Genomic DNA, 22,469 nt, shown 5'->3' on the forward strand with positions numbered 1-22,469 from the left:
GCTGCAGCGCCACTCGAATAGATGCTTGGCAGATGCCAATGAAGGCGATTTCGAATAATGCCCCCGGCTTGGCTCGACGGGGATGGCTGAACTTTTCACGGAGGCGGCCAAGCCCCTCACAGCGCCCGAAAGCAGCGGATTCGCAGGTCTCGCCGCTAGCCACCCGTGATGGGACGTGTCTGAACATCGCCAACACGCCAGCGAACGAGAAGTACTACGGGCGGCCAGGTACGGCGATTCTGGTCAAGAGTGCTTACCCCGAGTAGCGGGTGCTGTGGCTGGTCGAGTGCGGTATACACTCCTCGAGGTATTGCTATCGGCTCTTATTCAGGACACTATTCAGGGTGATCTACATCAAGCCGCGAGAGCGGCCGGACCAGGAGGAACTGTGGGACGCAAGCGTCGTGGACTACCGGCTGTGGCGGTCGGCATACTGCTTATAGGGCTTGCCGCGTGCGGCGACGGAGGGAGCCCGTCGGAGAAGGCCGGTGAACTCGATCCCGGGGCCTCCATCACTGTCGGGTACGCAGGCTCATCAACAAGTATGGATCCCGCCCGGCAGACGATCGGGGCGGAATTTGCTTACAACTCGCTGGTCTACGACCGTCTGACGAAGATCTCGCCGGACGGCAGAAAAGTCGAGCCGATGCTGGCCACGTCGTGGAGCTTTGCCGACTCCGGCACCGTCCTGACGATGGACTTGCGCTCGGACGTAACCTTCCACGATGGCACACCGTTCGACGCTGAGGCTGTCAAGGTCAACATTGAGCGCGCCAAGACCCTCGACGGGAGTTCGTCCGCGTTCGCGCTGTCGGTCGTGAAGTCCGTCAAGGCGGTCGACGCGGACACGGTCGAGCTCACCACCACAGCGAGTGCCGCGGCGCTGCCGGCCACGCTGGCCACTGGCGCGGGCATGATGATCAGCCCTAAGGCGCTGGCCGAGCGCTCAGACGACTTGGGCCTGAACCCGGGGGACGCGGGATCCGGCCCCTACAAGGTCACGCAGTTCAAGCCGGGCGACCGCACCGTCTTTGAGCGTGCCGTCGGATACTGGGACAAGGGCGCCGGACTCGCGAAGAACATCACTTTGAAGTTCATTGCGGATACCGCGGCTCGTCTGAATGGCGTGCGGTCGGGCCAGCTGGACCTGGCCCAGGTGAGCGGTCTCAACGTTGCGGACGCCCGAAAACTGGTCGAGCAGGGGCAGATCGAGGGACGAGAGGTGCAGACACGCGTCGTCAACGGCCTGATCTTCAACACTGAGAAGGCTCCGCTGAACAACTCCAAGATCCGCCAGGCGATCAACTATGCGATCGATCGCGACACGATCACCACCAACTTGTTCTCCGGCGCATACGTGCCAATCCGCCAGCCTGACGAGAATGGTTTCTGGGCGCACTTTGGTGATATCGAGAAGATGTATCCGCACGACCCGGCCCAGGCCAAGAAGCTGGTCGAGGAGTCGGGCGTAGACAACCCCACATTCTCCCTGCAGTTTGCGAGCGGGACGGCGTACCAGCCGATCGCAGAAGCTGTCCAAAGCCAGCTGAAAGATGCGGGCATCACGGTCAATCTGCAGCCCGTGCAGCAAGCCGAGGTCGGTCCCAACTTTATCTCCGGCTCATCGGCCGCGACGGTCGACTCCATTATGGGCGGCTCGGACCCCGACGTCCTGGTGAATCAGTTCCTACTCGGCGGGCGCAATCTGGCCCGCACGCCGGACATCCGCTCGTCCGTGGAGAAGCTCGCGAGGGAGGGTGCAACGTCGGGGCTGGCCGAGAAGGACCGTGCCAAGGCCTACGACCAGATGTTCACGCTGCTGGCCGACCAGGCCGTCTATGCACCGGTCGGTGCCTCGACCCACCTGTGGGTTTATGGCAAGCGGGTGCTGGGCGTGGACGAGATGGGTGGCCTGTGGCAAGGTGTCCCGGAGCTGGCGACCATCGGGGCGTCATGATCGGTCCGACGACTTGTGACTCGTCGGCGGGAGGTGCGTTGCGATGCTGAGGATGGTCGCCTCGCGCCTCCTCACGGCACTCCCGCTGCTGTTTGTCGTCTCCTTCGCTGTCTTCATGATGGTGAGCCTTACGCCCGGAGACCCCGCCGAGCGCCTCGCGGGTGAGAATCCTACGGTGCAGCAGGTCGACCAGATCCGCGCCGAGCTGCGGCTCGACGACCCGCTGCTCGCGCGATACGGGACGTGGGTCGGCGACGCGGTGACGGGCGATCTCGGGCACTCGTTCGTCACCAAAGAGCCTGTGACAGCAATGCTAGTCGACGCGGCCGGTCCCACCGCCAGTCTGCTGCTGGTGACCTTGGTGATCGCCGTCGTTGCCGGGGTAGCGCTTGGTTTCGTATCCGCGGCCCGTGAGGGAAAACTGGTGGATCGCGTCAGTACCGTTGTGGCCTCGTTAGCCATGTCTCTGCCACCCTTCTGGTTCGGAATGCTCCTAGTGATGATCGTTGCGCTCGGATGGGGCTTGTTCCCGGCCATCGGCTACGTGCCGCCGGCGCTGGGTCTGGGGCCGTGGCTGCAGAGCCTCGTATTGCCGGCCGTCGCACTTGCCGCGCTGCCGACCGCCGAGATCGCCTTGCAATTGCGCAACTCGATGGTCGACGTGCTGCGGCGCGACTACATCGTTTCGGCACGCGCCAAGGGGCTCACGCCCTCGTCAATACTTTTCAAGCACACCCTGAAGAACGCCGCAGTGCCGGTGGTCACGGTGTTCGGCACCCGCCTCGCCCAGCTGATAGGCGGCGCGGTGACGATCGAGACCGTATTCGTGTTCTCCGGCGTCGGCAGCCTGTCGGTGCGCAGCGTGCTCGGCCGGGACGTGCCAGTCCTGCTCGGCATTGTCGTCGTCACTACCGCCATCGTCGTGCTCGTCAACCTAGCGATCGATCTGTTCTCCACCTACCTCAATCCGAAGGTCCGCGCGTGAATAAACTCGACACCCCATCGTCCTCCGACGCCCGGCGACTGCTGTGGCGACTGTCAGAGAACCGCGTGGCCCTCGCAGCGCTGGTCTTCCTGGCCCTGGTTGCACTTGTCGCGTTGCTGGCACCGATCCTGGCGCCGTTCGACCCCGACGCGCAGGACCTCCCGCGGCGCCTCGAGGGGCCGAGCGGCCGCAACCTTCTCGGCACGGACGATTACGGTCGCGACCAGCTGTCGCGCCTGATCTACGGCAGCCGGATCTCGCTGCTCGCCGCGCTTGAGGTGGCCGTCGTCAGCTGTGGCATTGGAGTCCCGCTGGGGCTCGTGGCAGGGTTCAGCGGGCGCTGGGTCGACGCTATCCTCAGCCGCATCAACGACGGCCTGATGAGCGTGCCCGCCCTCATCATGGCGTTGACCATCGTCGCCGTGCTGGGTCCGGGCCTGACCAACGCAATGCTGGCAGTCGGCGTGGTGTTCGTGCCGCGCTTCTTCCGGGTCACGCGTGCAGTTACGCGTGACATCCGCAACGAGACTTTCGTCGAGGCGTCAGTGGCGCTGGGCAACACCCGGATGAGGACCGTGCTGGGACATGTGCTGCCCAACACCATGTCGCCGATTATTATCGAGCTGTCTATTCTGGCGGGCACCGCCATCACAGCCGAGGCCAGCCTCAGCTTCCTGGGCCTCGGCGTGTCGCCACCGACGGCGAGCTGGGGTGGAATGTTGTCCACCGCACTGAACAACATTGGGTCTGCGCAGCACTTGGTATACCCGCCGGGCATCATGATCGCCGCGACGGTGCTCGCGTGCACCCTGCTCGGGGACGGTCTGCGCAGGGCCTCAGGACGACGGTCTAACGTAGTGGGGGAGGCCCTGTGACTAGGCACAACCAGCAGGCGACCGCATCGCCCGCGCGCACGTCGATCCCGCTGATCGAGGTCAACGACCTAACGGTCGAGTTCGGCACCCCGGCTAACCCGATCACCATCGCGAGCCGTGTCAGCTTCACGATCGAGGCCGGGCGCACCCTCGGGCTAGTCGGCGAGTCGGGGTCGGGCAAGACCGTTACCTCTCAGGCGATGATCGGCCTGACCCGGTTCCTGGGCGGTCGGATCGTCGAGGGTCAAGTGCTGCTGGAGGGGCGCAATCTCGTCGTCATGCCCGAGCGTGAGCTGCGTGAGCTGCGGGGCCGTGACGTCGGCATGATCTTTCAGCAGGCCAACCGAAGTCTAAACCCTGCGTTCTCGGTGGGCGACCAGATTGCTGAGACCGCCCGCCGTCACTTGGGCCTTTCGAGGAAGATGGCATGGGCACGCGCGGTGGCGATGCTCGAGCGCGTCGGTATCGCCGACGCTCGACGGCGCGCGAAAGCCTACCCGCACGAGTTCAGCGGCGGCATGTGTCAGCGCGTCATGATCGCAACCGCCCTGGTGTGCGAGCCGCGGCTGCTGATCGCAGATGAGCCGACCACTGCCCTCGACGTGACGGTGCAGCGCACGATCTTGGACCTGCTTCGACGGATCCAGGATGAGACCGACATCGCCATCTTGTTCATCTCGCACGACCTCGGAGTGATCGCCCAGATGTGTGACGACGTGGCAGTGATGTACGCGGGACAAATTGTCGAAAATGGCCCGGTCTCCGAACTGTTTTCCAGCCCACAACACCCATACACCTCGGCTCTGCTCGGGGCGATCCCGCAGGGGCGGGGCATCCGGCCGGTGAGCATCCCGGGCGTCGTTCCCGCGGCAACCGACTTCCCGAGTGGCTGTCGCTTCGCCGACCGGTGCGGGTTCGTAGAGGATGAGTGCCGGAAGCACCCTCAGGAGATCGCGGAGGCACGCAACCGCGCACTAGGGCAGGTGCGGTGCCGGCGCGCTGCCGATCTCGTCCTCCCCGGCGTCCAGGTGGTGGCGCCATGACGCTGCTGCAGGTTCGGGACCTAACGAAGAGCTTCGTCACGTCCCGCACGTGGTATGGGAGTCCGAAGACCCGGTTCCACGCGGTGAAGGGCGTTAGCTTCGACGTTGAGGCCGGCCAGACCGTCGCGGTCGTCGGCGAGTCCGGCGCCGGAAAGTCGACCCTCGGGCGAATGGTGTTGCGACTCATCGAACCCGACGCCGGGTCGGTCCGCATGGATGACACCGACGTACTCGCGCTGTCACCGACCCAATTGCGTGCCCATAGGCGTAATGCGCAGATCGTGTTCCAGGACCCGTTCAGCGCACTCGATCCACGGTGCTCGATCCTCCAAGCTGTTAGCGAGCCTCTGAAGGTGCACTTCGGCCTCGGACGTGACGAGCAGCGGATCCGCGCGACCGAACTGCTGGCCCGGGTCGGGCTCGGTGCCCAGTTGCTCGACCGGTACCCCGGGGAGCTCTCTGGCGGCCAGCTGCAGAGAGTCGTCATCGCTCGCGCGCTTGCGCTGGAACCGCGTCTCGTCGTGTGCGACGAGCCGGTCGCCGCTCTCGACGTCTCAGTCCGGGCGCAAGTCCTGTCGCTGATGGAAGAGCTGCAGTCCGACCTCGGCCTGGCCTACCTCTTCATCACCCATGACCTGTCTCTGGTGGAATCGATCGCCGACCAAGTGGTTGTGATGGCTGCCGGCGAGGTCGTCGAGTCGGGATCCGTTGAGGAGATCTTCGACTCGCCCCGCGAGGAGTACACCCGGGTGCTGCTTGATGCGATCCCCGTCCCCATGCCGCCGGCGCGAGGTCGGTGACTATCGCCACTGTCTTGCCCCAACACCGCCGCCACTCAGGCACCGTTACCAGGAGGACATCCTCATGAACAACGCAATTGGGCCGATCGGATTCGCCGAGCACGCAGCCGCCAACCCCAACGCCGTCGCTGTCATCGACGTCGACGACACGGTCGTGACGCGCGGCGAACTGATCCGTCGCATTAATCAGTTGTCGAACGCGCTGCTCGCGTGTGACTTGAAGCTCGACGACCGCGTCGCGCTTCTGACGGAGAACTCGGTACGCTACTTGGAGTGGGCGTTCGCCTGCATGCAGTCGGGTCTTCACCTCGTACCGCTGAATTTCCACTCCACAGCCTCTGAGCTGGCCTACGTTGTCGAGAACTCCTCGGCCAAGGTCGTCGTGACATCGACCTCGCTTGCGCCCCTGTGCCAGGAGGCGCTTGATCTGGCCAGCTATCGGGGAGTGCGGGTCGCCGACCCCGAGGTCCCAGGGTTTACGAGTCGGGCCGACTTCATCGCTGGACATCCGCAGACGCCACCGCCCGTGCGGACATACGCCAACATCATGCAATACACCTCGGGCACGACCGGCCGTCCCAAAGGGGTGTTGTTCCGGGCCACGCCGGGCGTTACGCCTGAGGACGCCTTCGCAGCGACGATGCAGTCCGATGCCAAGCGTGGCATGTCAACCGGAGGAGTTTCCCTCGTATGCGGTCCGATGTACCACGGCGCGCCTGGCTTCCATGGCGTCAAGTCGCTGAACTGGGGCCACAAGGTGATTCTGCTCGAGAGCTGGGACTCGGAGGGTACCCTCCGGGCGATTCATGAGTACGGCGTGACGCACGTACAGCTTGCTCCAATTCACTTCCACCGGCTACTCAGGCTTCCTCGCGAGGTTCGCGACCGCTACGACGTGTCGTCGGTACGAGCGGTGATCCACGCCGGATCCGGCTGCCCAGTGCCGGAAAAGAGGGCCATGATGGAGTGGTTCGGGCCAGTCCTGTACGAGTACTACGCGTCGAGCGAAGGCTGGGGCACTGTGATCTCGCCGCAGCAATGGCTCGAGCACCCCGGCAGCGTTGGCCACATAAAGTCCGAGGGCGGTCTGATCGAAATCATGATCGTCGGCGAGGACGGTAAGGTCCTTCCGCGCGGCGAGGTGGGAGTGATCCATGTGCGTGCCGAGGGACAGCCGATCAGCGAGTACCTGGGCGACCCGCAGAAGACGGCCGAAAGCTACTACGGTGACGGTTTCCGCAGCTATGGGGACCTGGGTTACCTCACTCCCGAGGGCTGGCTGTACATCGTGGACCGCCGCAGCGACATGATCCTCTCCGGCGCCGTGAACATCTACCCCGCCGAGGTCGAGGCGGCGCTACTGGCACACCCATCGGTCGAGGACGTTGGCGTCATAGGCGTCCCCGACGAGGAGTGGGGCCAGAGTGTGCTCGCATTCGTCGTGCCGGCGGACGGCGTCGCGGCCGGCTCTTTGGAGGCAGACCTGCGGGCACACTGCCAACCGTTGATCGCACGGTACAAGATCCCGAAGTACTTCGTGTTCCGGACCGAATTACCGTACTCGCCCGCCGGCAAGCTGCTGCGGCGCAAGCTGCGCGATCGGTACTGGGCCGATGTGACAAGCAGTTGAGCGCTGTCTGGGCGGACGTGGTTGCATGCCGGGACAGGCAAGAGACGGGCCGCTTCGTTGGTGGCTTGGGGTCGCAGACGCCCGCCGACAGGACGGCGCTCGAGCGCGGTGGCCGGTCGGTCTCGTACCTTGCCTTGGCCGGAAAACTGCCCGCCAGCTGATCCACGACGACAATGACCGGGCCGCGGTGTTGAACCCCGCCTATGAAGTCCTTGAGTCCTGACTCGTCCTGCGGCAGCCGTGTCGAGGCCAGTTGCGCCGGCTTGATCCACGGCAACGGAGGCCCATAGCCTGGATTTTGTTGACCACCGTGTCCGACTGCACCAGCGCGGCCTCCCGCTGAACCGCTGGTAGGAATGCAGGTCTAGGTCGGTGAACGCCCAGGTGGACCAACCCACCGCCATGGCAAGCCTCGCGGCAAACAACACCCTCGCCGTCCTTCGCTTAGAATCACCAACACCCATCACCAAGAGGGCGCAACATAACGAGCGGCGGATCAGAATTAGGTACACCTCAACCTGACGCCGGATGTTCGGCTCCCAAGCGTCAGGTTAGGCCTTAATTCAAGTATCTCCTGACAAGTAACGTTAGAGTCCTAAATTTCAACCGGACGCAATCTGGGCAAGGCAAATGATTCTGCTTGCCCAGATTGTGCGTCCCGAGTCGAGCCTAAGAGCACCCACATGCTCGTATCCTGTCTTTCACACCTCTGGCATCCAAGGTCACCAGCGTGAGGACAACAGACGACTGATCATGTCGAATCCGAGCCTCGCACTAATGAACCTTCGTGACCGGCAAGAACTGCGAAGAGTGCTCTACAAGCTTCGAACCTTCACGCAAGAGCCAGCGCTTTTGTTCCGTCCGTTGCGCGAACAGACGACGAGACCGTCGGCGGCGGCATGGCGAGAGCTCTGCCAAAGCGGCAGAAGCCGACACCGTAGGTGCATTTCGCCACGATGAGCTCCGAGCGGTGCAGCGTCAGCTGGAGAACAAGACAAAGATCTGCCAACGGCGCCTCGAGACTCTTCAGTCCAAGCTGCGCTCTCAATCCTGTGAGATTGATCGGCTCGAGGCGGAAAACTCAGAGCTGCGTCAGAGCAATAATGTCCTTCAGGCAGAAGTCATCCGCCTCAAGCGTGCACAACGAACCAACGTGCAGGACCTCGCGCACATCGCTGCCTGGCTGGTCTCGCTGGCCAACGCCAAGGGCGTCGCTCTCGACTCCGCGACCCTGAGAATCCTCGAGCGCCGTGGATGGAACCCCAGCAAGCGCCGGTCCGGGCCATCACCGCTATGACCATGTCCATCGCACGCCTCTCGGCACAATCGGGTCTGCGCTACCTGTTCAAAACCACGATGATGGACGACCTCACTACCGCTCCCCCGAACGCCACCACTTACTACATGAAAGCCGGGACGCCCGAAGGCCGATGGATCGGCAGCGGACTACAAGGGATCAACAGAGGTGCCGGTGACGTCGTCACCGAATCAGACGCCAAAGCAGTGTTCGATTTGGCCGCACATCCGGACACCTACGCGCCGCTGGGCCGCCCGCACAGCCGACCCACCGCCGTCGAAAACAAAACCGGCCCGCCCACTGTAAGGCACGCTGTCGTAGGTTTCGATCTGACCTTTAGCGTGCCGAAGTCAGTGTCAGTCCTCTGGGCACTCAGCCCTCGCAGCACGCAAGACCAAATTCTCCGCACCCACCATGAGGCAGTCCAAGCAACGCTCGCCTGGTTGGAAGAGCAGGTCATCCACACCCGCGCCGGCCGAAACGGCGTCGCCCACGTGGGTTCAAGGGGCGTCATCGCCGCCGCCTTCGACCACTGGGAATCGCGTACCGGCGACCCGCAACTTCACACACACCTTGTCATCGCCAACCGGATCAAGCGCATCACCGACGGCGCCTGGGTGACCCTCGACTCCCGTACGCTCTACAAGGCCGCCGTCGCTGCCAGCGAACACTACAACGGACTCTTATTCGACGCCCTCCACAAGCAACTGGGAACAGACACTGACATCCGCATTCCGGTCATCAGCACCCACAATCCCAGCCAGCAGCTCACCGGGATCGATGAGGACCTCATCCGCGAGTTCTCGAACCGGTCCCGGCTGATCAATGTGGAAACAGACCGCCTCGTCGCGGAGTGGACAAAGGAACACGGCTATCCGCCAAGCACAGCAACGGTCATCAAGCTGCGGCAGCAAGCGACCCTGGCCACACGCGTCCCCAAGTCCGAGCTCCCCACGCCCCTGCACCAGCTCTCAAGAGAATGGAAGGCGCGCGCCACCGCCAAAGGATTCCCGCCGGACGACGTTATCGCGGCAACGATCGACCGCTCCAGAAGTGCCCCAGTCGGCTTCACTGACTTCACCTCTGACTGGATCTGCGCCGTCGCAACCCTGACACGTGAGCGGGTCGCTCACAAACGCTCAACCTGGAACCGCTGGAATCTCCTTGCAGAAGCCGAACGCGTCTGCGCCCAGGTGCGTTGCCGTACGGCGGCGGACAGGAGCGCGCTTATGGACGCCGTCGCCACCGCGGCCGAGCAGCAGTCCGTGCCTTTGAATGATTACCGGTACACCGTCCCCGCCCCTGCCGAGGCAGACATCCGGCATGGAACACGAAGCGTCTTCGATTTTCACGGATCGCGCCTCTACACCGATACATCCACGCTCGCCTGTGAGGATGCGGTCATGGCAGCAAGGAACGACGACGGCGGACCGGCAGTCCGCGCCGACGTCATCATGGATCTCCTTGACCAAGTCCAACAGCCCGAGAAGCGCATGCTTCACTCCGACCAGCGTGCCGCCGTCGCCGGGGTGGTCCTGAGCGGCAACCGGCTCGACGCCATCGTGGGGCCAGCGGGCACAGGAAAGACGACAACCTTGGGTGCAGTGAAAAAGGTATGGGAAGCCGAATACGGCGCCGGCAGCGTTGTTGGGCTCGCCCCGGCAGCTGCCAGCGCCGAAGTGCTCGGCCGCGAACTCGCTATGGCGACGGAGAACGTCACAAAGTGGCTGCACGAGTCGGCCGGCCAGGGGGCTAGTTCAAGGGCCGGGCGCTTCTTCAACGTGCAGGCGCAACTGACCACGACTCCTGTCGGCGAGCGCCGCAGCATCGCTCTAACCCAGGAGGCTGCGCGTCTCGCCGCCACCCAGGAACGTTGGTGCTTCCATATGAATCAACTGGTCATCATCGATGAGGCCTCCATGGTCTCAACTTTCCAGCTCGCTGCGCTCGTGCAGCAGGCGCAGGAAGCCGGCGCGAAGATCCTCCTTGTGGGGGACCCGGGACAGCTGGACGCCATTGACGCCGGCGGCGTACTTGGCTGGCTGGACCGGCAGGGGAAGGCAACACGGCTGAGCACCGTCTGGAGGTTCCATGAGGAGTGGGAGCGCACAGCGTCACTAGATCTGCGGAAGGGTGACTATTCAGCCATCGCCGATTACGAGCACCATGGACGGATCCGGCACGGCACCTATCTCAATATGGCTGACCAGGCCTACCTCGCCTGGCAGGCAGATACGCGGGCAGGCAAGTCGTCCATCCTCATTGCCGCCGACAATGAAACGGTCGGCCTCCTCAACGAGCGCGCCCAGGCAGACCGCGTGGCGCAGGGTGAGGTGGATCCCGAGCAGACGGTGTTGCTCAGCGACGGCTTACGTGCCGGTTGCGGTGACGCCATCATCGCCCGAGGAAATGACCGGAAGCTAGTCGACAGCGGCGGTGCTTTCGTGCGGAATGGAACGCTGTTCGACGTCGAAGGCACCAATCGGCGTGACGGCTCCCTGCTCGCGCGGCGGCGGGACACAGGCGCCAGCGTCCTACTCCCCCGGGCGTATCTGGAGTCATCCGTCGAGCTGGGCTATGCAACAACGGCACACCGTTCCCAAGGCATTACGGTGGACACCGGCCACACGGTAGTCACTCAGGGCAGGCTCACCCGCGAGCTGCTGTATGTGAGCATGACCCGTGGCCGCTCTGGCAACTTCGCCTATGTCAGCGAAGGTGACGACGCCGACCATGCTGCTGTCGATCCATCCCTGCAACTCTTATGGCAGGGCATCCTTGGCGAGGTGCTGGCGGCCGAAGGCGCCGAACGGACCGCCCATGAGGTACGCGACGCAGAGCGGAGGAAGTCGGACAGCCTCGAGCGGCTCTACGCGGAGTACGACTATCTCGCGCAGATCGCGGCAGGACTGGGCCTTCGGCAGCAGTTGGACGAACATGCCCCTGGCGCCGCACAGGAATTTGAACAATCTCCTTCGTGGGGCGCAGCTGTCGCGGCATGGCGGAAAGCCACGGCCATCAGCCGTCAGGGGACCGAGCGCATATTGAGCCAGTTCTGCGAGAAAACTAGCAGTGCCAATGATCGCTGCGCTGCCCTCAGCATGCGCTTACGCCGCTTCGTGAAAGGACGGACGACGGCGGTTGAGGAACCTCTGGTTGAAAAGCTAACCATTCCGCGCCCTGACTTAGCCGTGATGATTCAGCAGGTCAGGGAACGTATCTCCCTAAGGACGGATATCGTGAGCATGGCAGCGCTAACAGCCGATCCTGAGTGGAAACGTGCTTTGCTCGGAGCCGTCGGAGATAGCACCAGCGGCGAAACCTGGCAGCTGGTCCATGACGTTGCCGTCTTTCGCGACAGGTGGGCGTTGCCGGACTCTCCCCTCCCCCTGGGCCCGTCTCCGGCGGACTACGAGTGGGAACAACTGGCTCAGCGTGAACAACTCAACCAGGCAATCGATAACGCCCGTTCCCGTAGGACACCGCCTCGGCCCGGCACCATTTCGAGGGAATTGCAGCTTCCACAGCAGGTCGTCCTTACCAGCGCCGGGTGGCAGCTCTAAGCTGATAGAGGGGCAAGACGATGGTCGAAAATCCGGTGACGAAACCTAGAGTTGCGACAGTCGCGCTGGTATCGACCAGTGCCGGCGTCCTGATACTCCTCGTTTTCTTCCTGGCACTTTTCCCGGCCGTCAGCTTCCCTCTTTCGGTGACTGCGATTGTCGGCGGCATCTGGCTGACAGCTGCACTCCTCCTGGGCTGGCTCTGGTGGAAACGCGTCACCCGATCCCGTCAGTGGCAGGCCCATGCCGCCGACCGCTGGAGAACCTTCAACAGTGTCAAGCTGGCAAGCGGCACGACCACGGAGCTGACGCTGCTGAATGTTGATGCGACTCAACCGACCGGGTCATGGGTGACCATCTTGTGGAACCGCTTCGACCATGTGCAGCCCGCCTGGATAGAAGCGCTGCCGGAGCCCGTCTGGCCAGGATCCATCCTGCTCATCACCCCCGACCCAGCACAAGTGAAACCAGGGGCCCCATGGCCAGATGCCTACTTCATCCGCGCCGCCGACTGCTTGGCTTGGGCACCCGCCGAGGGACGGCCAGCCTAAGCTGCAGCCATTGCACATGCTGCCTTTCGACGAGCGCCTCCTTCGAATATATGTTCTAAAATAGCTTCATGATCAAGTCCGGCTCCCCTGAAGATGTCGAACGAATGATGATTCGCATGGACGCCGAAGCAAGCCGGCCCATAGACGATCCGGCGCCCATCAGAGAATTCCCGAAATACGGTAGGCCGCTTGTTTATGTCAGTGGAATCTACGGCAAAGCCGTCGGGTGGACTCACAAGTACGGCCTCGTCGAATGGCTGGATTCTTCAGGCAAGTACCACATGGGGTGGGCTCATTCCTCTGGCATCAGGCGTGTAAAGCCTGAAGAGTGGAAGGGCAGTAGTGCGCTGTAGTTGGCAACCATCTCGGCGACCCTCAGGTAATCATCTGGCAGCGCCGCGCGTGTCTAAGAAACCCACGGCACCCGGACGTGCCTAGGGTCGTGGGCATGGATAGGGACCGCTCCGGGGAGCTGAAAGGGCAGACGTCGATCAACGACCTGCTCGACGAACTTGTCGGTGCCGCACCCGTCCAACTCGCTCTGCCGATCATGGTGCAGGTCAAACCTGGACAATTCCGCCGGCTGTCATAGAGCGCCGGTCCAAAGTTTCTCAATGACGGCTGCAGGCGGATCCTTCGTTCACAAGGTGATGGCCTGGTCCAAATGAGGATCAGGCCATCACATGTCGAGCAGCAGTCGGCTACATACTTATGTCAGCCCCGCGCCGGCCCGCCTAAAGGGGGCACTGCCACGGGCCCTTTCGTAGCGATGCTGTAAGCGGGTTGGGCCGCTTCCGGCGCCGCTTCCAGCCCGGCATTAACGCCAGCTTCCGGGCCGGCTGCCGCCCGCGCAGAACGCTGATAGGCAGCTGTGCCGAAGCGAAGATCGGGGCCGATGATATCAGCCACAATGCGGCGCGCTTCACGCTTCTCCCCGTCCTTTTCGAACGCGCGGAACTCGAGTTCACCGGACACAGTGACCGGGTCGCCCTTCTTGAGGGAATTCGAGGCATTCTCAGCGAGCGCCCGGAACGCGGAGACGTTGTGAAAAACAGGGTCTCCGTCGTGCCAGGCTCCGTCTGCTCCCTGAATCCGCTGGTTCACGGCCACTCGAAGCTTGGCGTGCGCAACACCGGACTCACCGTAGGTGAGCTCGGGGTCCGCAACGAGGTTGCCGGCGATGGTGACCGGAATTTTGGTGCTCATATCTTTGCCCTTCCCTTTGCGGACGGGGCTTTCCCGTCCAACACTTTGTGGGTGCCCTATGGCCCCGAGATCTCCAGGCCACGCGACGGGCCGCCCGGTTGCTTCAAGCCCACATAGGATTCCCGGCTGTCGACTCGCGTCGATGCATCAGCAACAGGAACCTTCCCGCCAAAACCCGGAGGATTAGTGACTTCGAGGATGTCTTTGCTTGCCGCCGTGACGCGGCCCAAGACTGACTTCGCAATATCCACCCGCGAGGCTGGTTGCTTCGGAGAAGAGTCGCGCGCCGCGGCTGAATGCTCCGCTTCAATCACTGCATCAGCCCAGCCGGACAGGTAGCTTGCAGACTGTGGACCCCGGTCGATGCCATGAGCTTTGAGGATCGTGTACGCCACAGACTCGGCCTCGACTTCGGCAAGACCGCGGTGGTCCACACTGCTTCCATACAGCTTTCCCAGTCTGTCGTCGGGCCCGTGCAGCAGAACATGGCCGAGCTCGTGTGCCAGGACGGCGACGCGCTCCTCCGCGTTCAGCCAGCCCCCCACTTGAACCTGGCGCTGCGCGAAGTCGCTGAAACCGCTCGTCAGCCCGAACTGCGCATCGGTGACCTGGATCGAGAAGCCGTGCGTGCGGGCAACACGAGCCAACGACTCCCATAGATGCGGCGCGTCGAAGGCCGGGGCATCGCTCGGCCTGGGGACCAACAGCGGAGCCCCCTGAGTCTGCGAAACGTCAAAGACTGCCTGGCCGCGCCAACCCGTGATGAGGGTCTTCTTCCCCTCGTCGATAGCACCCTTGGGAAGTTTGTCACCAACAGAAATGCTCTGGCGGGTACCGTCGGGCAGCAGCATCTGCTGCACACGGGCAGTTCGAGGTGCAATGACCCACAGGGCATGCTCGCCTCGGAGGATAGTACGGCCGTGTCGTTCCCATTCCTTGTACCCTGCGACGAGCGTCGGCTCGTCCGTACCCCGCTGCGCCATCTGCATCATCAGCAGGGCAACGTTACCGCCTGAGTACCGCCACAAATTGGCTGAGGCATCGAGCAGAACCTGCCAATGTGAAGGTGACTCGACCGCCTCTTCCAGGATCGAGTGCAGGCCACCCATCAATGAGGTGATTCGCTCCTCGGGGGCCAGGCGGCGAACGCCGACGTCGGCTGCCGGAGAGCTCTGGTTAGGCAAAAAGCTTGATGGAACTTCAGGTGTAGCGGCCACGACAGCCACCCTTCATGCTTCTTGGACCGCAGCATCGTTGCGCAGACATCCGTTCATGGTTAGGCACCGCAAGAGCAACATGACTCAGAAATCAGCAGCGTGTTGATGAGCACCCTTGCGCCACTCAACAAAGTCAGGGTCATCACCAGACAGGATTCGAGGCGCAGGCTCCTTATGTGCCTGCAGCCCCACACAACCGGCCGTCCTCGTATGTATCCTCAGGCGTTCGACGGCGTGCGGGAGCCGTTCGTGGAAGGCGAGCGGGCCGAAGCCCGGGTCGTCCTGCGTGTAGGAGGCGAGCTCCGCACGGTGCAGCGCGTACAACTCAGCCACAATCTCAGAGTGACGCCACCAGCAATCGGGAACGACCGACGTCGTCAGCTGATATGTCGCGACGAGCCACCGCACCCAAGAGAAGAGGGCACCCCAGACCTCCTGGGACTGCTCCGGTGTCATGTCCCGCCAACGGCGGGACACGCTCTTGGAAGCCGCTGAAGCACCAAAAGCAGATCGAAACAGCTGCGCGGTGATCTCGTCGTCCCCGAAGGAGCCCGCGGATGGGACATCGAACTCCTCCGTCTCGTCATGGCTGCGCATCCGGCGCCCCTTCCACCTTCTGCTGACGCTCCCTGTGCCCATCGGCCAAAATTCGCTCCATCTCGGCCTTCAAGCGGCGCAGCTCCCCTGCGTCCTTACGCTTGTGCCACTCAAGCAGGTCCAGCAGGATGGGTCGAGTCCGCCGCCCGAGCATCAGCGCCGTGCCAGCAGGCAGACGCCGGATCTCGTCCAAAGCGATCACGGGACTTTCGCGTATCTGTTCGCCGTCCTGCCTGCCTGCAGAAGACCAGGACCGCGTGGTGAGGGTAAGGCTCCGCTCCCCCAGCAGACCGGCAAGGGAGCGCAGGTCGCGTTCGTCAGACCCGCCGCCAAAAATGACCTTGATGATCGCGGAGTCCCAAATTGTTGATGCCTCATCGATCGACCACCCCGAGCGGGCCTGGGACAACGACTGCAAAACGACGAGGGTCGAGATCCCGATGCCGCCGCCGTCGGACAGCGCCACAGGCAGCCCGGGCCAAGGGGCGAGATTGGCGATCTCGTCCAGGATCAAGGAAAGCGGTGGCTCAAGCCGCCCGCCTGGTGACACGAAGGCCATCTCACGGGCTGCATTGTCGATGTCGTCGATCAGCGCGGACAAGTACGGCCCCGCCGCAGCGGCTCCGGCCCTAGTGCCGATCAGGTACAGGGTTCCCCGCTCCCTGATGAAGGCTTTCGGATCGAACTCCTCAGAGGCATCCTGCGGATTAAGCGCGCCCAGCACCTTCGGTGAGGACAGAGGTGCCACCGCCGCCGAAACCCCAATCCACGAGTTCGACGTATTCCGCGGATCGTCCTCCAGGATCCCCATCAGGTCGGCCTGCCAGCCCAGCGCGGCACCGGGCCTGCCCAGCACCTCGAGCGCCTCCCGCGCCAGGACCGGACTGGATGACCAGCGCCGGAATGCCGCCACTCCCTCGCCGCACAGCGCCGCAGCGTGAAGAAGACATTGAAGGACGATCAGCGAGCGCTTCTGCCACGCTGCGTTCTCGCCCTTCATCTCGGTGTCCGCGGTAATGACCAATGCCCGCCGGGTCGCAATGTCCGGGTCTTCGCAGCCGCGCACAGGCGACCAACGAAGCGACGTCGGAATCCCCGACATACCCTGCGGGTCAAAGACTGTCACGGGTCGCCCACCGGAGGCCCGCGCCTTCATCGTCACCACCAGGTTGTCGGCACGCGTGGATGTCGTGACGACCGCACCGGGCGCATCAAGAATGGCGTTGATGACGACGTACAAGCCCTTGCCGGATCGCGGGGCACCCTGGATCACCATCGACTCCTCCGTGGAGACATGAACGGTGACGCCGCGGGAGCGGCCCAGCGTCCACGACACGTCCTGCACAGTAGGGTTCACAAGTCCGGGCCGGGTGAACTTCCCCCGTTTCCGCACAGCCCTCGCCCCGAAATCGTGGAGGATCTCGGCGCGGCGGGCCACGCCGTCGCGGTTCAGGATGTCCTGTCGCAGCCACCCTCCGGACTGCTTCCACCGCCGCCAGGCAACAATGGCACCAACGGTGAGCGCACCCAGCAGAAGCAGCGTCGGGGCCAAGACCCACCAAACAGCGCCTGTGCGGACTACACAGCCGGAGCGCGGCGCCACTATCCAGTCCATCCGATTAGCGAAGAGTCCGACGGCGGCCGACGGGTTGAAAGGCGACGGCGGTGTAGCGCCGCATCGCCACGACACGACCACGTGACCGGCAGCTTGGACGGCCGCGCAAAGGCACACGTAGGCCGCCGCGCCAATGAGCCCAGCTGTGACCAGCGGGTTGTCGCTTGCAGCCCGCGCGCTGCCCGGCCGCCTCACAGCATCCTGTCGTCAGTGCCGAATACGGCAAGCTCGTCCGTGGTCACGCGGTTCGCGACGATGAAGGAGCGGTTTCCTACTTTCCAGAGCCCGACGCCCTTCGGGAGATTCTCGACGTGCTCGCACTCAGCTTCGGTCAGGCCGAGAGCCTCTTTGGTCAGGCGCATTGCGTCGTGTTTCTGGCGGTAGATGATCCTGGTGTCAGCCTCAGTCAGCAGACCCAGTGCCTTCTGCCTGTGTCCGCTGGTGCTGTCGCCGATCTCGTTGAGGTCCGCCACCTTGTGCATGATGAGCAGGTTCGCGATCCCATACGTTCTGGCGAGCCGCCACTGTTCGCTCATCTTCGCCAACATGTAGGGATCGGCGAGCATCCGCCACCCCTCGTCGTACACCACAAGCCGCTTCCCGCCGTCGGGGTTCGTGATGGCCGCTTCCAGCCAGGTGGCACCGCAGGCGGCGGCCAGCGAGAGTGCCTGCTCCGATGCCCCGATCAGAGCCGACGTGTCCATCACCATCATGGGCGCGTCGGCGTCGAAGGCGACGGTAGACGGCGCATCGAACATTCCTTCAAGGTCGCCGGACACGGTCCGCCGCAGGGAGTGGCTGACGGCAGTCCCGCCCTCTACGCCGACCAGAGCGGTCATCTCCTTTGACGGTTTGAGCAAGTGGTCCAGCACCATGGGCAGCGTGGGGTTCGAGTTCTCCGACATGGTCTCCATGAGGGCGATGTCCAAGGCTGTGTGCTCCACCGGGCGCAGGGGCGTGCCCTGCCGCATGAGGGAGACCAGTGCCACCAGGAGATAACGACGGCGTTGCCTCACCACTGCTTGCCACTGCGCCTCGGTGAGGGCGCTGGGGCGGGGACCGGCGTCGAGAGGATTAACCCGTGCGGGACGGCCGGGGCCAACGGAGATGACCTTTCCGCCCACGGCTTTGGCGACGGCGACCCACTCACCTTTGGGATCGGACGCAACGGCTGCCTTCCGCCCCAAGGTGATTGACCGTGCCACCAGGGACTTGCCGCACATCGACTTACCGGTGCCAACGGTCCCGATCACGACAATGGACGGGCCGCTGATGATCCCTTTGTCGTAGAGGATCCAAGGGTCGTAGGAGAAGGCCCCGGACCCGAAAACATCGGTGCCGATGTAGGTTCCTTCGTGGCCCAGGCCGGACTCGGTGAGGAAGGGGTAGGCGGCGGCGAACGTCATGGTGGAGGCGCGGTGCGGGGCTGGACGCAGTCGGTGTGGTCCCCGCAGGGAGTTCGGCTCCCTGCTGCCCCAGTCGCCCGGGAGTCGAAGAGCCGCAAGGTCAATCCTTTTGTCGGCGAGCGCTGTATTAGTCCTTGTGCCCTCGGGTGGCGCGGTCCGCCGTCGTACTTTCCGCTCCCACCAGCCCTTGCCGGACGGAAGATACTCGAAGCTTTTCGTTCCCTTAGTCACCGCAGCCCCCTTCCGAGAGGCAGGCCGCCGGCGACAAACGCGGCCCACTGCTGTCCGTAGAGAAGGCGCAGTTCAACGAACGCCCCCGCGGCAGCGGACTCCAGTTCCTGCCGATGCCGAGCGAGGTCCTCCAACGAGGTCGCGGTAACGGTAATGTAAGCCGCCGGCCGGACGTCGCCGTGACCGGCGACGATCTCTTCCTCCCGCTGGATCACTTCCTCTTCCTCGGCCTTTTGCTCGCGGGTGAGGGGTCTGTCGAAGCGGGCGTTGATGCGCCGGCGGGTCTCATGCGCTTCCTGGGCCGAACGGATGTCGCGCAGAGCCTCCGCTGTGGGCACCGCTCGGATGACTTCCGTGAAGGTGTGGCGGAACTCGCCGACGTAGATCAGGGGATGCAGGAATCCGGGAAAGACTTTCTGCCGCGGCCATTCGGCGACCCAGAAGGTCTGGTGGAACCCGCTGTCGGTGCGCAGGTAGGTCCAGTGTTCCTCCACGGCCATGGGGCCATGACCGTGGAGGTTGTCTGTCTCCTTGTTTGCCGCGAGGTCCGACGGCGGTGCTGCCGCCACCGCGGTCTTGGCAGCGGGCAAAGTTGCGGGATCGAAAGCACCTCGAATGGTGCCGAGCAGTCCGGTTTCGCCGACCCATTCCTCCACGTTCACACTGTGAGTGCCCAATGACGTTGTCATGGCCTCGACTTCCAGCCGCAGGACGCGCTCCAGGCCAGTCAGTCCACCGCCGCACTCTTTGATCCGCCGTCGAGCCCTGCTCGTATCCAGGACAACCGCCACTAGGAGTTCGTGGCTCATGGTTGACCCGGCTGCGCCCAGCAAGTCCTCATACGCGCGTTGTCCCCACGTCGACTTCTCTCCGCCACCCTGGGCAGGTATGGCGTTGCCTCTATAGAATTCCCAGAGCGCCGACGACGGATACGGCACGGTGTAATCCTGGACCGCGATTCTGGCCACGCCTGGTCGTTGAGCCATGCCGGCTTGAACACGCGACCACGCTTGAACAGCCCACGCTTTGTCATCCGCATCCAAGAGCGCAAAGGATCGCGTGCTGCAGCGCAGCAGCGCGATTGCTTCCCGACCGTGGCGGTCAACGATAAAGCATTCACCGCCCGCCGTTGTACGGATCTCCAGATTGCCTAGACCGCCAGGGAGAGCGAGGCGGCCGGCAAGTTGCGGAGCGGCAGGTTTTGCGAGGAAACGCGTCTGCCCTGCCGCTGCCCGATAGAAGAACAGGACTATTTGTTTCGCCCACACAGGATAAGGGATGCGGGAATACTGGAGGAGTCCGAGCAGCATCAGCCCGAGCCACATGGGCCCGGAGGTGAACAGCCCGGCTGGCCCACCACTTGCAGATGCCACGATGGCAACGGCCCCTCCCCCGGCGACCATCAGCAATTGGTACCACTTGAGCCCGAGGAAAAATCCCCGGCGCTCGTACCTGGGGAACTTGACGGCCTCGAGGGCGCGTGCGTCTTCAGACATGGGAATTACCTCCATTCGGAGGGTCGATTCTTGGTGGGTGAGGTTTCGGGGACCGGACCCTTGAAGGGCCGGGTGCGCTGGCGTTGGGATGCGCTCGCGGTTCGGTCTCCCTGAGTGGGACCTGCCGTGCAGATGCTGGGGCAGAGTCGCTTTGTTCGTGAGGGTTCACACGCGCGAAGCCGTGTGACTCTGGTGAATGCAGGGCATTGGGTGTGGCAGTGGAGGATCCTCTGTTCAGTGCCAGCTGTCGTCCACCGGCATCGCCCGAAGATGCTCCGGATCGGGCCGGCGCCAACACTTGTGTCGGGAAGAGGTTGCGGCTTGAGCTAATAGGTCTTGTCATTGCCGAGCGACTGACCATGTTCGCGAGCGTGAGTTTTCCCCCGGTCTGCCTGCTGAGCTGGCGAGCCGCCACACTGCTGCTGCGGGACAGGATGTGCCCGCCTCCTGCAGTTTGAGCCGCTGCTGCCAGCTCCCCTCCCGCAAAGCTCACCAAGCGCAAAGCCATCAAGGGCGCGCCGCAGGCGAGGACCATGCCCACCGCGCCGGCTGCCAAACCGGCAAAGGACTTGGACTCAGCAAAGAGCTTCACCGCGACCGCCAGGACCGTTCCTGCCAGAGGCTTAGCCAGAACCAAGGCAATGACCACCTCACACCAGCGTCGAGCCCAGGACTTTGTCTTGTCCCAAGGCAGCAGCATAAGGGCAACCGGGGCTACGGCGGCCAAGACGACGAGCGCGAAGGAGCGGAAGATCATGGAGCACATCAGGATGAAGGCAAGGATCCAGACGACAATGACGGCCATCACGGTAACCACGACGGCACCAGGCGCGCCACCTGTCGTCCCAGGCGCAAGTGAGACCAAGTTCCATTCCCGACCACTTCCTTCTGGTGCGCGTTCAAAGCCGAAAAGCCTCATGAACACCAGGTATGGATCCGAACCAAGCGATTCCAGGACGGCGGCTGAGGCTAAGTCACTCGCCCTAGTCAGTTGCCGGACAAGGTAGACAGCAGCCCCGACCAATGGAATGGCGGCGGCTCCGCCAAGCATCGCGCGACCGATCCGTCTGGGCTGCTGGCTCACGAGGCCCGACAGGATCTGAAGGATCATCACGACGACCAGCGGCGTCAGCATGACAACCACCCACCAGTTCGTCAGCCCTTGGATAGAGAGCCACTGGGAGTCATCGATATCCGACACCGTGAAGGCACCCGTGATGAAGGCCCAGAGCCAGGAGGCCATGTTTTGGAGGATGTTGGCGAAGAGCGACGTGACGGCACCAAGTGCGTTGTCGTTTGCCTGTGAGACCAGGCCGCAGCCGGGTGGCCACCATCCATTGAGGTCGCACTCAACAGGCATGAGTTAGAACCCGAGAGGGAACGCCGTCTGCGACCAGAGGATGTAGCCGTTGATGCCGCCGAGGATGGCAGCCACCGGACCGGTCCAAAGGAGGATCACGCCTCCGCCGGAGGCAAGGCGGGATGACTGGCTAAGCTTGCCGGCCAAGAGCATCGCGGCACCGATGATGGCCACGATGGCAATGATGATGAAAGCGCCGACGAGAATGCCGCCGCCGATCTGTTTGAGCGATTCCAGGAAGGGAAAGCTCGCGTTCGGGGTGATCCCCGGGTCCACCGCTGCGAAAAACATGGGTGCTCCGTCCGTCGTATTCCATGGAGTGAGCAGATGAGCTCACGGGTTCATGGAACCAGCGGGAGAAAGCGACATGACCTCTTTCCATAACCATCGGCAGAGCCTTGGTCACGACATCACGACGGAGCAGTAAGAACGTCTCACAACCCATCCTTTCTGAGACCGCAAGGATTGGCTCTAGTCCACCTCAGCGACAGCGCGCGATTCTAGGTCCCCCTGGCGGCTAGTGAGGACCGGTACCCGGCCTGTAGGCCATGACAGAAAGACCCCTCCTGCTCGCCCAGGATCATTTCCCAGGCGGCGAGAGGGGCCTTTTTGTATTTGTCAGGAGGTACGCACTACTCCG

At 63.4% G+C, this 22,469-nt stretch carries 19 protein-coding genes; 11 read left to right on the plus strand and 8 right to left on the minus strand.

Annotated features, from left to right (window positions below; translation table 11 throughout):
- Window positions 1–544 precede the first annotated feature (544 nt).
- The 11 genes from QF047_RS11830 (at window position 545) to QF047_RS11880 (ending at window position 13,293) form a co-directional block, all read left to right on the plus strand.
- Window positions 545–1,957 (plus strand): ABC transporter substrate-binding protein, encoded by a 1,413-nt coding sequence (locus QF047_RS11830; RefSeq protein ID WP_307277194.1) that lies wholly within the window; start codon window positions 545–547, stop codon window positions 1,955–1,957.
- A gap of 43 nt (window positions 1,958–2,000) precedes the next feature.
- Window positions 2,001–2,942, plus strand: coding sequence for an ABC transporter permease (locus tag QF047_RS11835; RefSeq protein ID WP_307277197.1), 942 nt, complete (start codon window positions 2,001–2,003; stop codon window positions 2,940–2,942).
- The gene (locus QF047_RS11840) at window positions 2,939–3,817 is read left to right on the plus strand and encodes an ABC transporter permease (RefSeq protein ID WP_307277199.1); all 879 of its coding nucleotides are present in this window, start codon (window positions 2,939–2,941) and stop codon (window positions 3,815–3,817) included. Before QF047_RS11835 ends, QF047_RS11840 begins: the two co-directional genes overlap by 4 nt.
- Window positions 3,814–4,860: an ABC transporter ATP-binding protein gene (locus tag QF047_RS11845; protein ID WP_307277201.1), complete on the plus strand. Its 1,047-nt coding sequence runs from the start codon at window positions 3,814–3,816 to the stop codon at window positions 4,858–4,860. The genes QF047_RS11840 and QF047_RS11845 overlap by 4 nt, the downstream gene beginning before the upstream one ends.
- Window positions 4,857–5,660 (plus strand): ATP-binding cassette domain-containing protein, encoded by an 804-nt coding sequence (locus QF047_RS11850; protein ID WP_307277204.1) that lies wholly within the window; start codon window positions 4,857–4,859, stop codon window positions 5,658–5,660. The genes QF047_RS11845 and QF047_RS11850 overlap by 4 nt, the downstream gene beginning before the upstream one ends.
- A gap of 64 nt (window positions 5,661–5,724) precedes the next feature.
- Window positions 5,725–7,290 carry an AMP-binding protein gene (locus QF047_RS11855; RefSeq protein WP_307277207.1) on the plus strand — a complete coding sequence of 522 codons (1,566 nt, stop codon included), beginning with the start codon at window positions 5,725–5,727 and terminating at the stop codon, window positions 7,288–7,290.
- Window positions 7,291–8,077: 787 nt separating this feature from the next.
- A complete protein-coding gene (locus tag QF047_RS11860) occupies window positions 8,078–8,587 on the plus strand; it encodes a hypothetical protein (protein ID WP_307277208.1) in 510 nt (169 codons plus the stop codon).
- Window positions 8,545–12,150, plus strand: coding sequence for a MobF family relaxase (gene mobF / locus QF047_RS11865; protein WP_307277210.1), 3,606 nt, complete (start codon window positions 8,545–8,547; stop codon window positions 12,148–12,150). Before QF047_RS11860 ends, mobF begins: the two co-directional genes overlap by 43 nt.
- A 20-nt stretch (window positions 12,151–12,170) precedes the next feature.
- Complete coding sequence (locus QF047_RS11870; protein WP_307277213.1) at window positions 12,171–12,701, plus strand: hypothetical protein; 531 nt, start codon at window positions 12,171–12,173, stop codon at window positions 12,699–12,701.
- A 68-nt stretch (window positions 12,702–12,769) separates the two neighbouring features.
- The gene (locus QF047_RS11875; RefSeq protein WP_307277214.1) at window positions 12,770–13,054 is read left to right on the plus strand and encodes a hypothetical protein; all 285 of its coding nucleotides are present in this window, start codon (window positions 12,770–12,772) and stop codon (window positions 13,052–13,054) included.
- A 95-nt stretch (window positions 13,055–13,149) separates the two neighbouring features.
- A complete protein-coding gene (locus QF047_RS11880) occupies window positions 13,150–13,293 on the plus strand; it encodes a hypothetical protein (RefSeq protein ID WP_307277218.1) in 144 nt (47 codons plus the stop codon).
- A 122-nt stretch (window positions 13,294–13,415) separates the two neighbouring features.
- On the opposite strand, the gene QF047_RS11885 is transcribed toward QF047_RS11880, so the two are convergent.
- The 8 genes from QF047_RS11885 to QF047_RS11920 form a co-directional block, all read right to left on the minus strand.
- Complete coding sequence (locus QF047_RS11885) at window positions 13,416–13,907, minus strand: single-stranded DNA-binding protein (RefSeq protein ID WP_307277220.1); 492 nt, start codon at window positions 13,905–13,907, stop codon at window positions 13,416–13,418.
- Window positions 13,908–13,963: 56 nt separating this feature from the next.
- Window positions 13,964–15,124 carry an ArdC-like ssDNA-binding domain-containing protein gene (locus QF047_RS11890; protein WP_307277223.1) on the minus strand — a complete coding sequence of 387 codons (1,161 nt, stop codon included), beginning with the start codon at window positions 15,122–15,124 and terminating at the stop codon, window positions 13,964–13,966.
- Window positions 15,125–15,208: 84 nt separating this feature from the next.
- The gene (locus QF047_RS11895) at window positions 15,209–15,721 is read right to left on the minus strand and encodes a hypothetical protein (protein WP_307277225.1); all 513 of its coding nucleotides are present in this window, start codon (window positions 15,719–15,721) and stop codon (window positions 15,209–15,211) included.
- Window positions 15,708–17,336: a type IV secretory system conjugative DNA transfer family protein gene (locus QF047_RS11900; protein WP_307277228.1), complete on the minus strand. Its 1,629-nt coding sequence runs from the start codon at window positions 17,334–17,336 to the stop codon at window positions 15,708–15,710. Before QF047_RS11900 ends, QF047_RS11895 begins: the two co-directional genes overlap by 14 nt.
- 191 nt (window positions 17,337–17,527) lie before the next feature.
- The gene (locus QF047_RS11905) at window positions 17,528–18,973 is read right to left on the minus strand and encodes an ATP-binding protein (protein ID WP_307277230.1); all 1,446 of its coding nucleotides are present in this window, start codon (window positions 18,971–18,973) and stop codon (window positions 17,528–17,530) included.
- Window positions 18,970–20,469, minus strand: a complete 1,500-nt coding sequence (locus QF047_RS11910) for an SCO6880 family protein (protein ID WP_307277233.1) — start codon at window positions 20,467–20,469, stop codon at window positions 18,970–18,972. Before QF047_RS11910 ends, QF047_RS11905 begins: the two co-directional genes overlap by 4 nt.
- Window positions 20,462–21,712 carry a type IV secretion system protein gene (locus tag QF047_RS11915; protein ID WP_307277237.1) on the minus strand — a complete coding sequence of 417 codons (1,251 nt, stop codon included), beginning with the start codon at window positions 21,710–21,712 and terminating at the stop codon, window positions 20,462–20,464. Before QF047_RS11915 ends, QF047_RS11910 begins: the two co-directional genes overlap by 8 nt.
- Before the next feature lie 120 nt (window positions 21,713–21,832).
- Window positions 21,833–22,120 carry a hypothetical protein gene (locus QF047_RS11920; protein ID WP_056084497.1) on the minus strand — a complete coding sequence of 96 codons (288 nt, stop codon included), beginning with the start codon at window positions 22,118–22,120 and terminating at the stop codon, window positions 21,833–21,835.
- Window positions 22,121–22,469 lie beyond the last annotated feature (349 nt).

It is taken from the genome of Arthrobacter sp. W4I7 (assembly GCF_030816215.1).
GTDB lineage: Bacteria > Actinomycetota > Actinomycetes > Actinomycetales > Micrococcaceae > Arthrobacter > Arthrobacter siccitolerans_A.

Excerpts from the sequence above, each read along its gene's own strand:
- QF047_RS11830 (WP_307277194.1), top strand. The coding sequence starts at position 545 with ATGGATCCCGCCCGGCAGACGATCGGGGCGGAATTTGCTTACAACTCG.
- QF047_RS11835 (WP_307277197.1), top strand. The coding sequence starts at position 2,001 with ATGCTGAGGATGGTCGCCTCGCGCCTCCTCACGGCACTCCCGCTGCTG.
- QF047_RS11850 (WP_307277204.1), top strand. The coding sequence starts at position 4,857 with ATGACGCTGCTGCAGGTTCGGGACCTAACGAAGAGCTTCGTCACGTCC.
- QF047_RS11855 (WP_307277207.1), top strand. The coding sequence starts at position 5,725 with ATGAACAACGCAATTGGGCCGATCGGATTCGCCGAGCACGCAGCCGCC.
- mobF (WP_307277210.1), top strand. The coding sequence starts at position 8,545 with ATGGAACCCCAGCAAGCGCCGGTCCGGGCCATCACCGCTATGACCATG.
- QF047_RS11870 (WP_307277213.1), top strand. The coding sequence starts at position 12,171 with ATGGTCGAAAATCCGGTGACGAAACCTAGAGTTGCGACAGTCGCGCTG.
- QF047_RS11875 (WP_307277214.1), top strand. The coding sequence starts at position 12,770 with ATGATCAAGTCCGGCTCCCCTGAAGATGTCGAACGAATGATGATTCGC.
- QF047_RS11880 (WP_307277218.1), top strand. The coding sequence starts at position 13,150 with ATGGATAGGGACCGCTCCGGGGAGCTGAAAGGGCAGACGTCGATCAAC.
- QF047_RS11885 (WP_307277220.1), bottom strand. The coding sequence starts at position 13,907 with ATGAGCACCAAAATTCCGGTCACCATCGCCGGCAACCTCGTTGCGGAC.
- QF047_RS11895 (WP_307277225.1), bottom strand. The coding sequence starts at position 15,721 with ATGCGCAGCCATGACGAGACGGAGGAGTTCGATGTCCCATCCGCGGGC.
- QF047_RS11900 (WP_307277228.1), bottom strand. The coding sequence starts at position 17,336 with ATGGACTGGATAGTGGCGCCGCGCTCCGGCTGTGTAGTCCGCACAGGC.
- QF047_RS11910 (WP_307277233.1), bottom strand. The coding sequence starts at position 20,469 with ATGTCTGAAGACGCACGCGCCCTCGAGGCCGTCAAGTTCCCCAGGTAC.
- QF047_RS11915 (WP_307277237.1), bottom strand. The coding sequence starts at position 21,712 with ATGGCCTCCTGGCTCTGGGCCTTCATCACGGGTGCCTTCACGGTGTCG.
- QF047_RS11920 (WP_056084497.1), bottom strand. The coding sequence starts at position 22,120 with ATGTTTTTCGCAGCGGTGGACCCGGGGATCACCCCGAACGCGAGCTTT.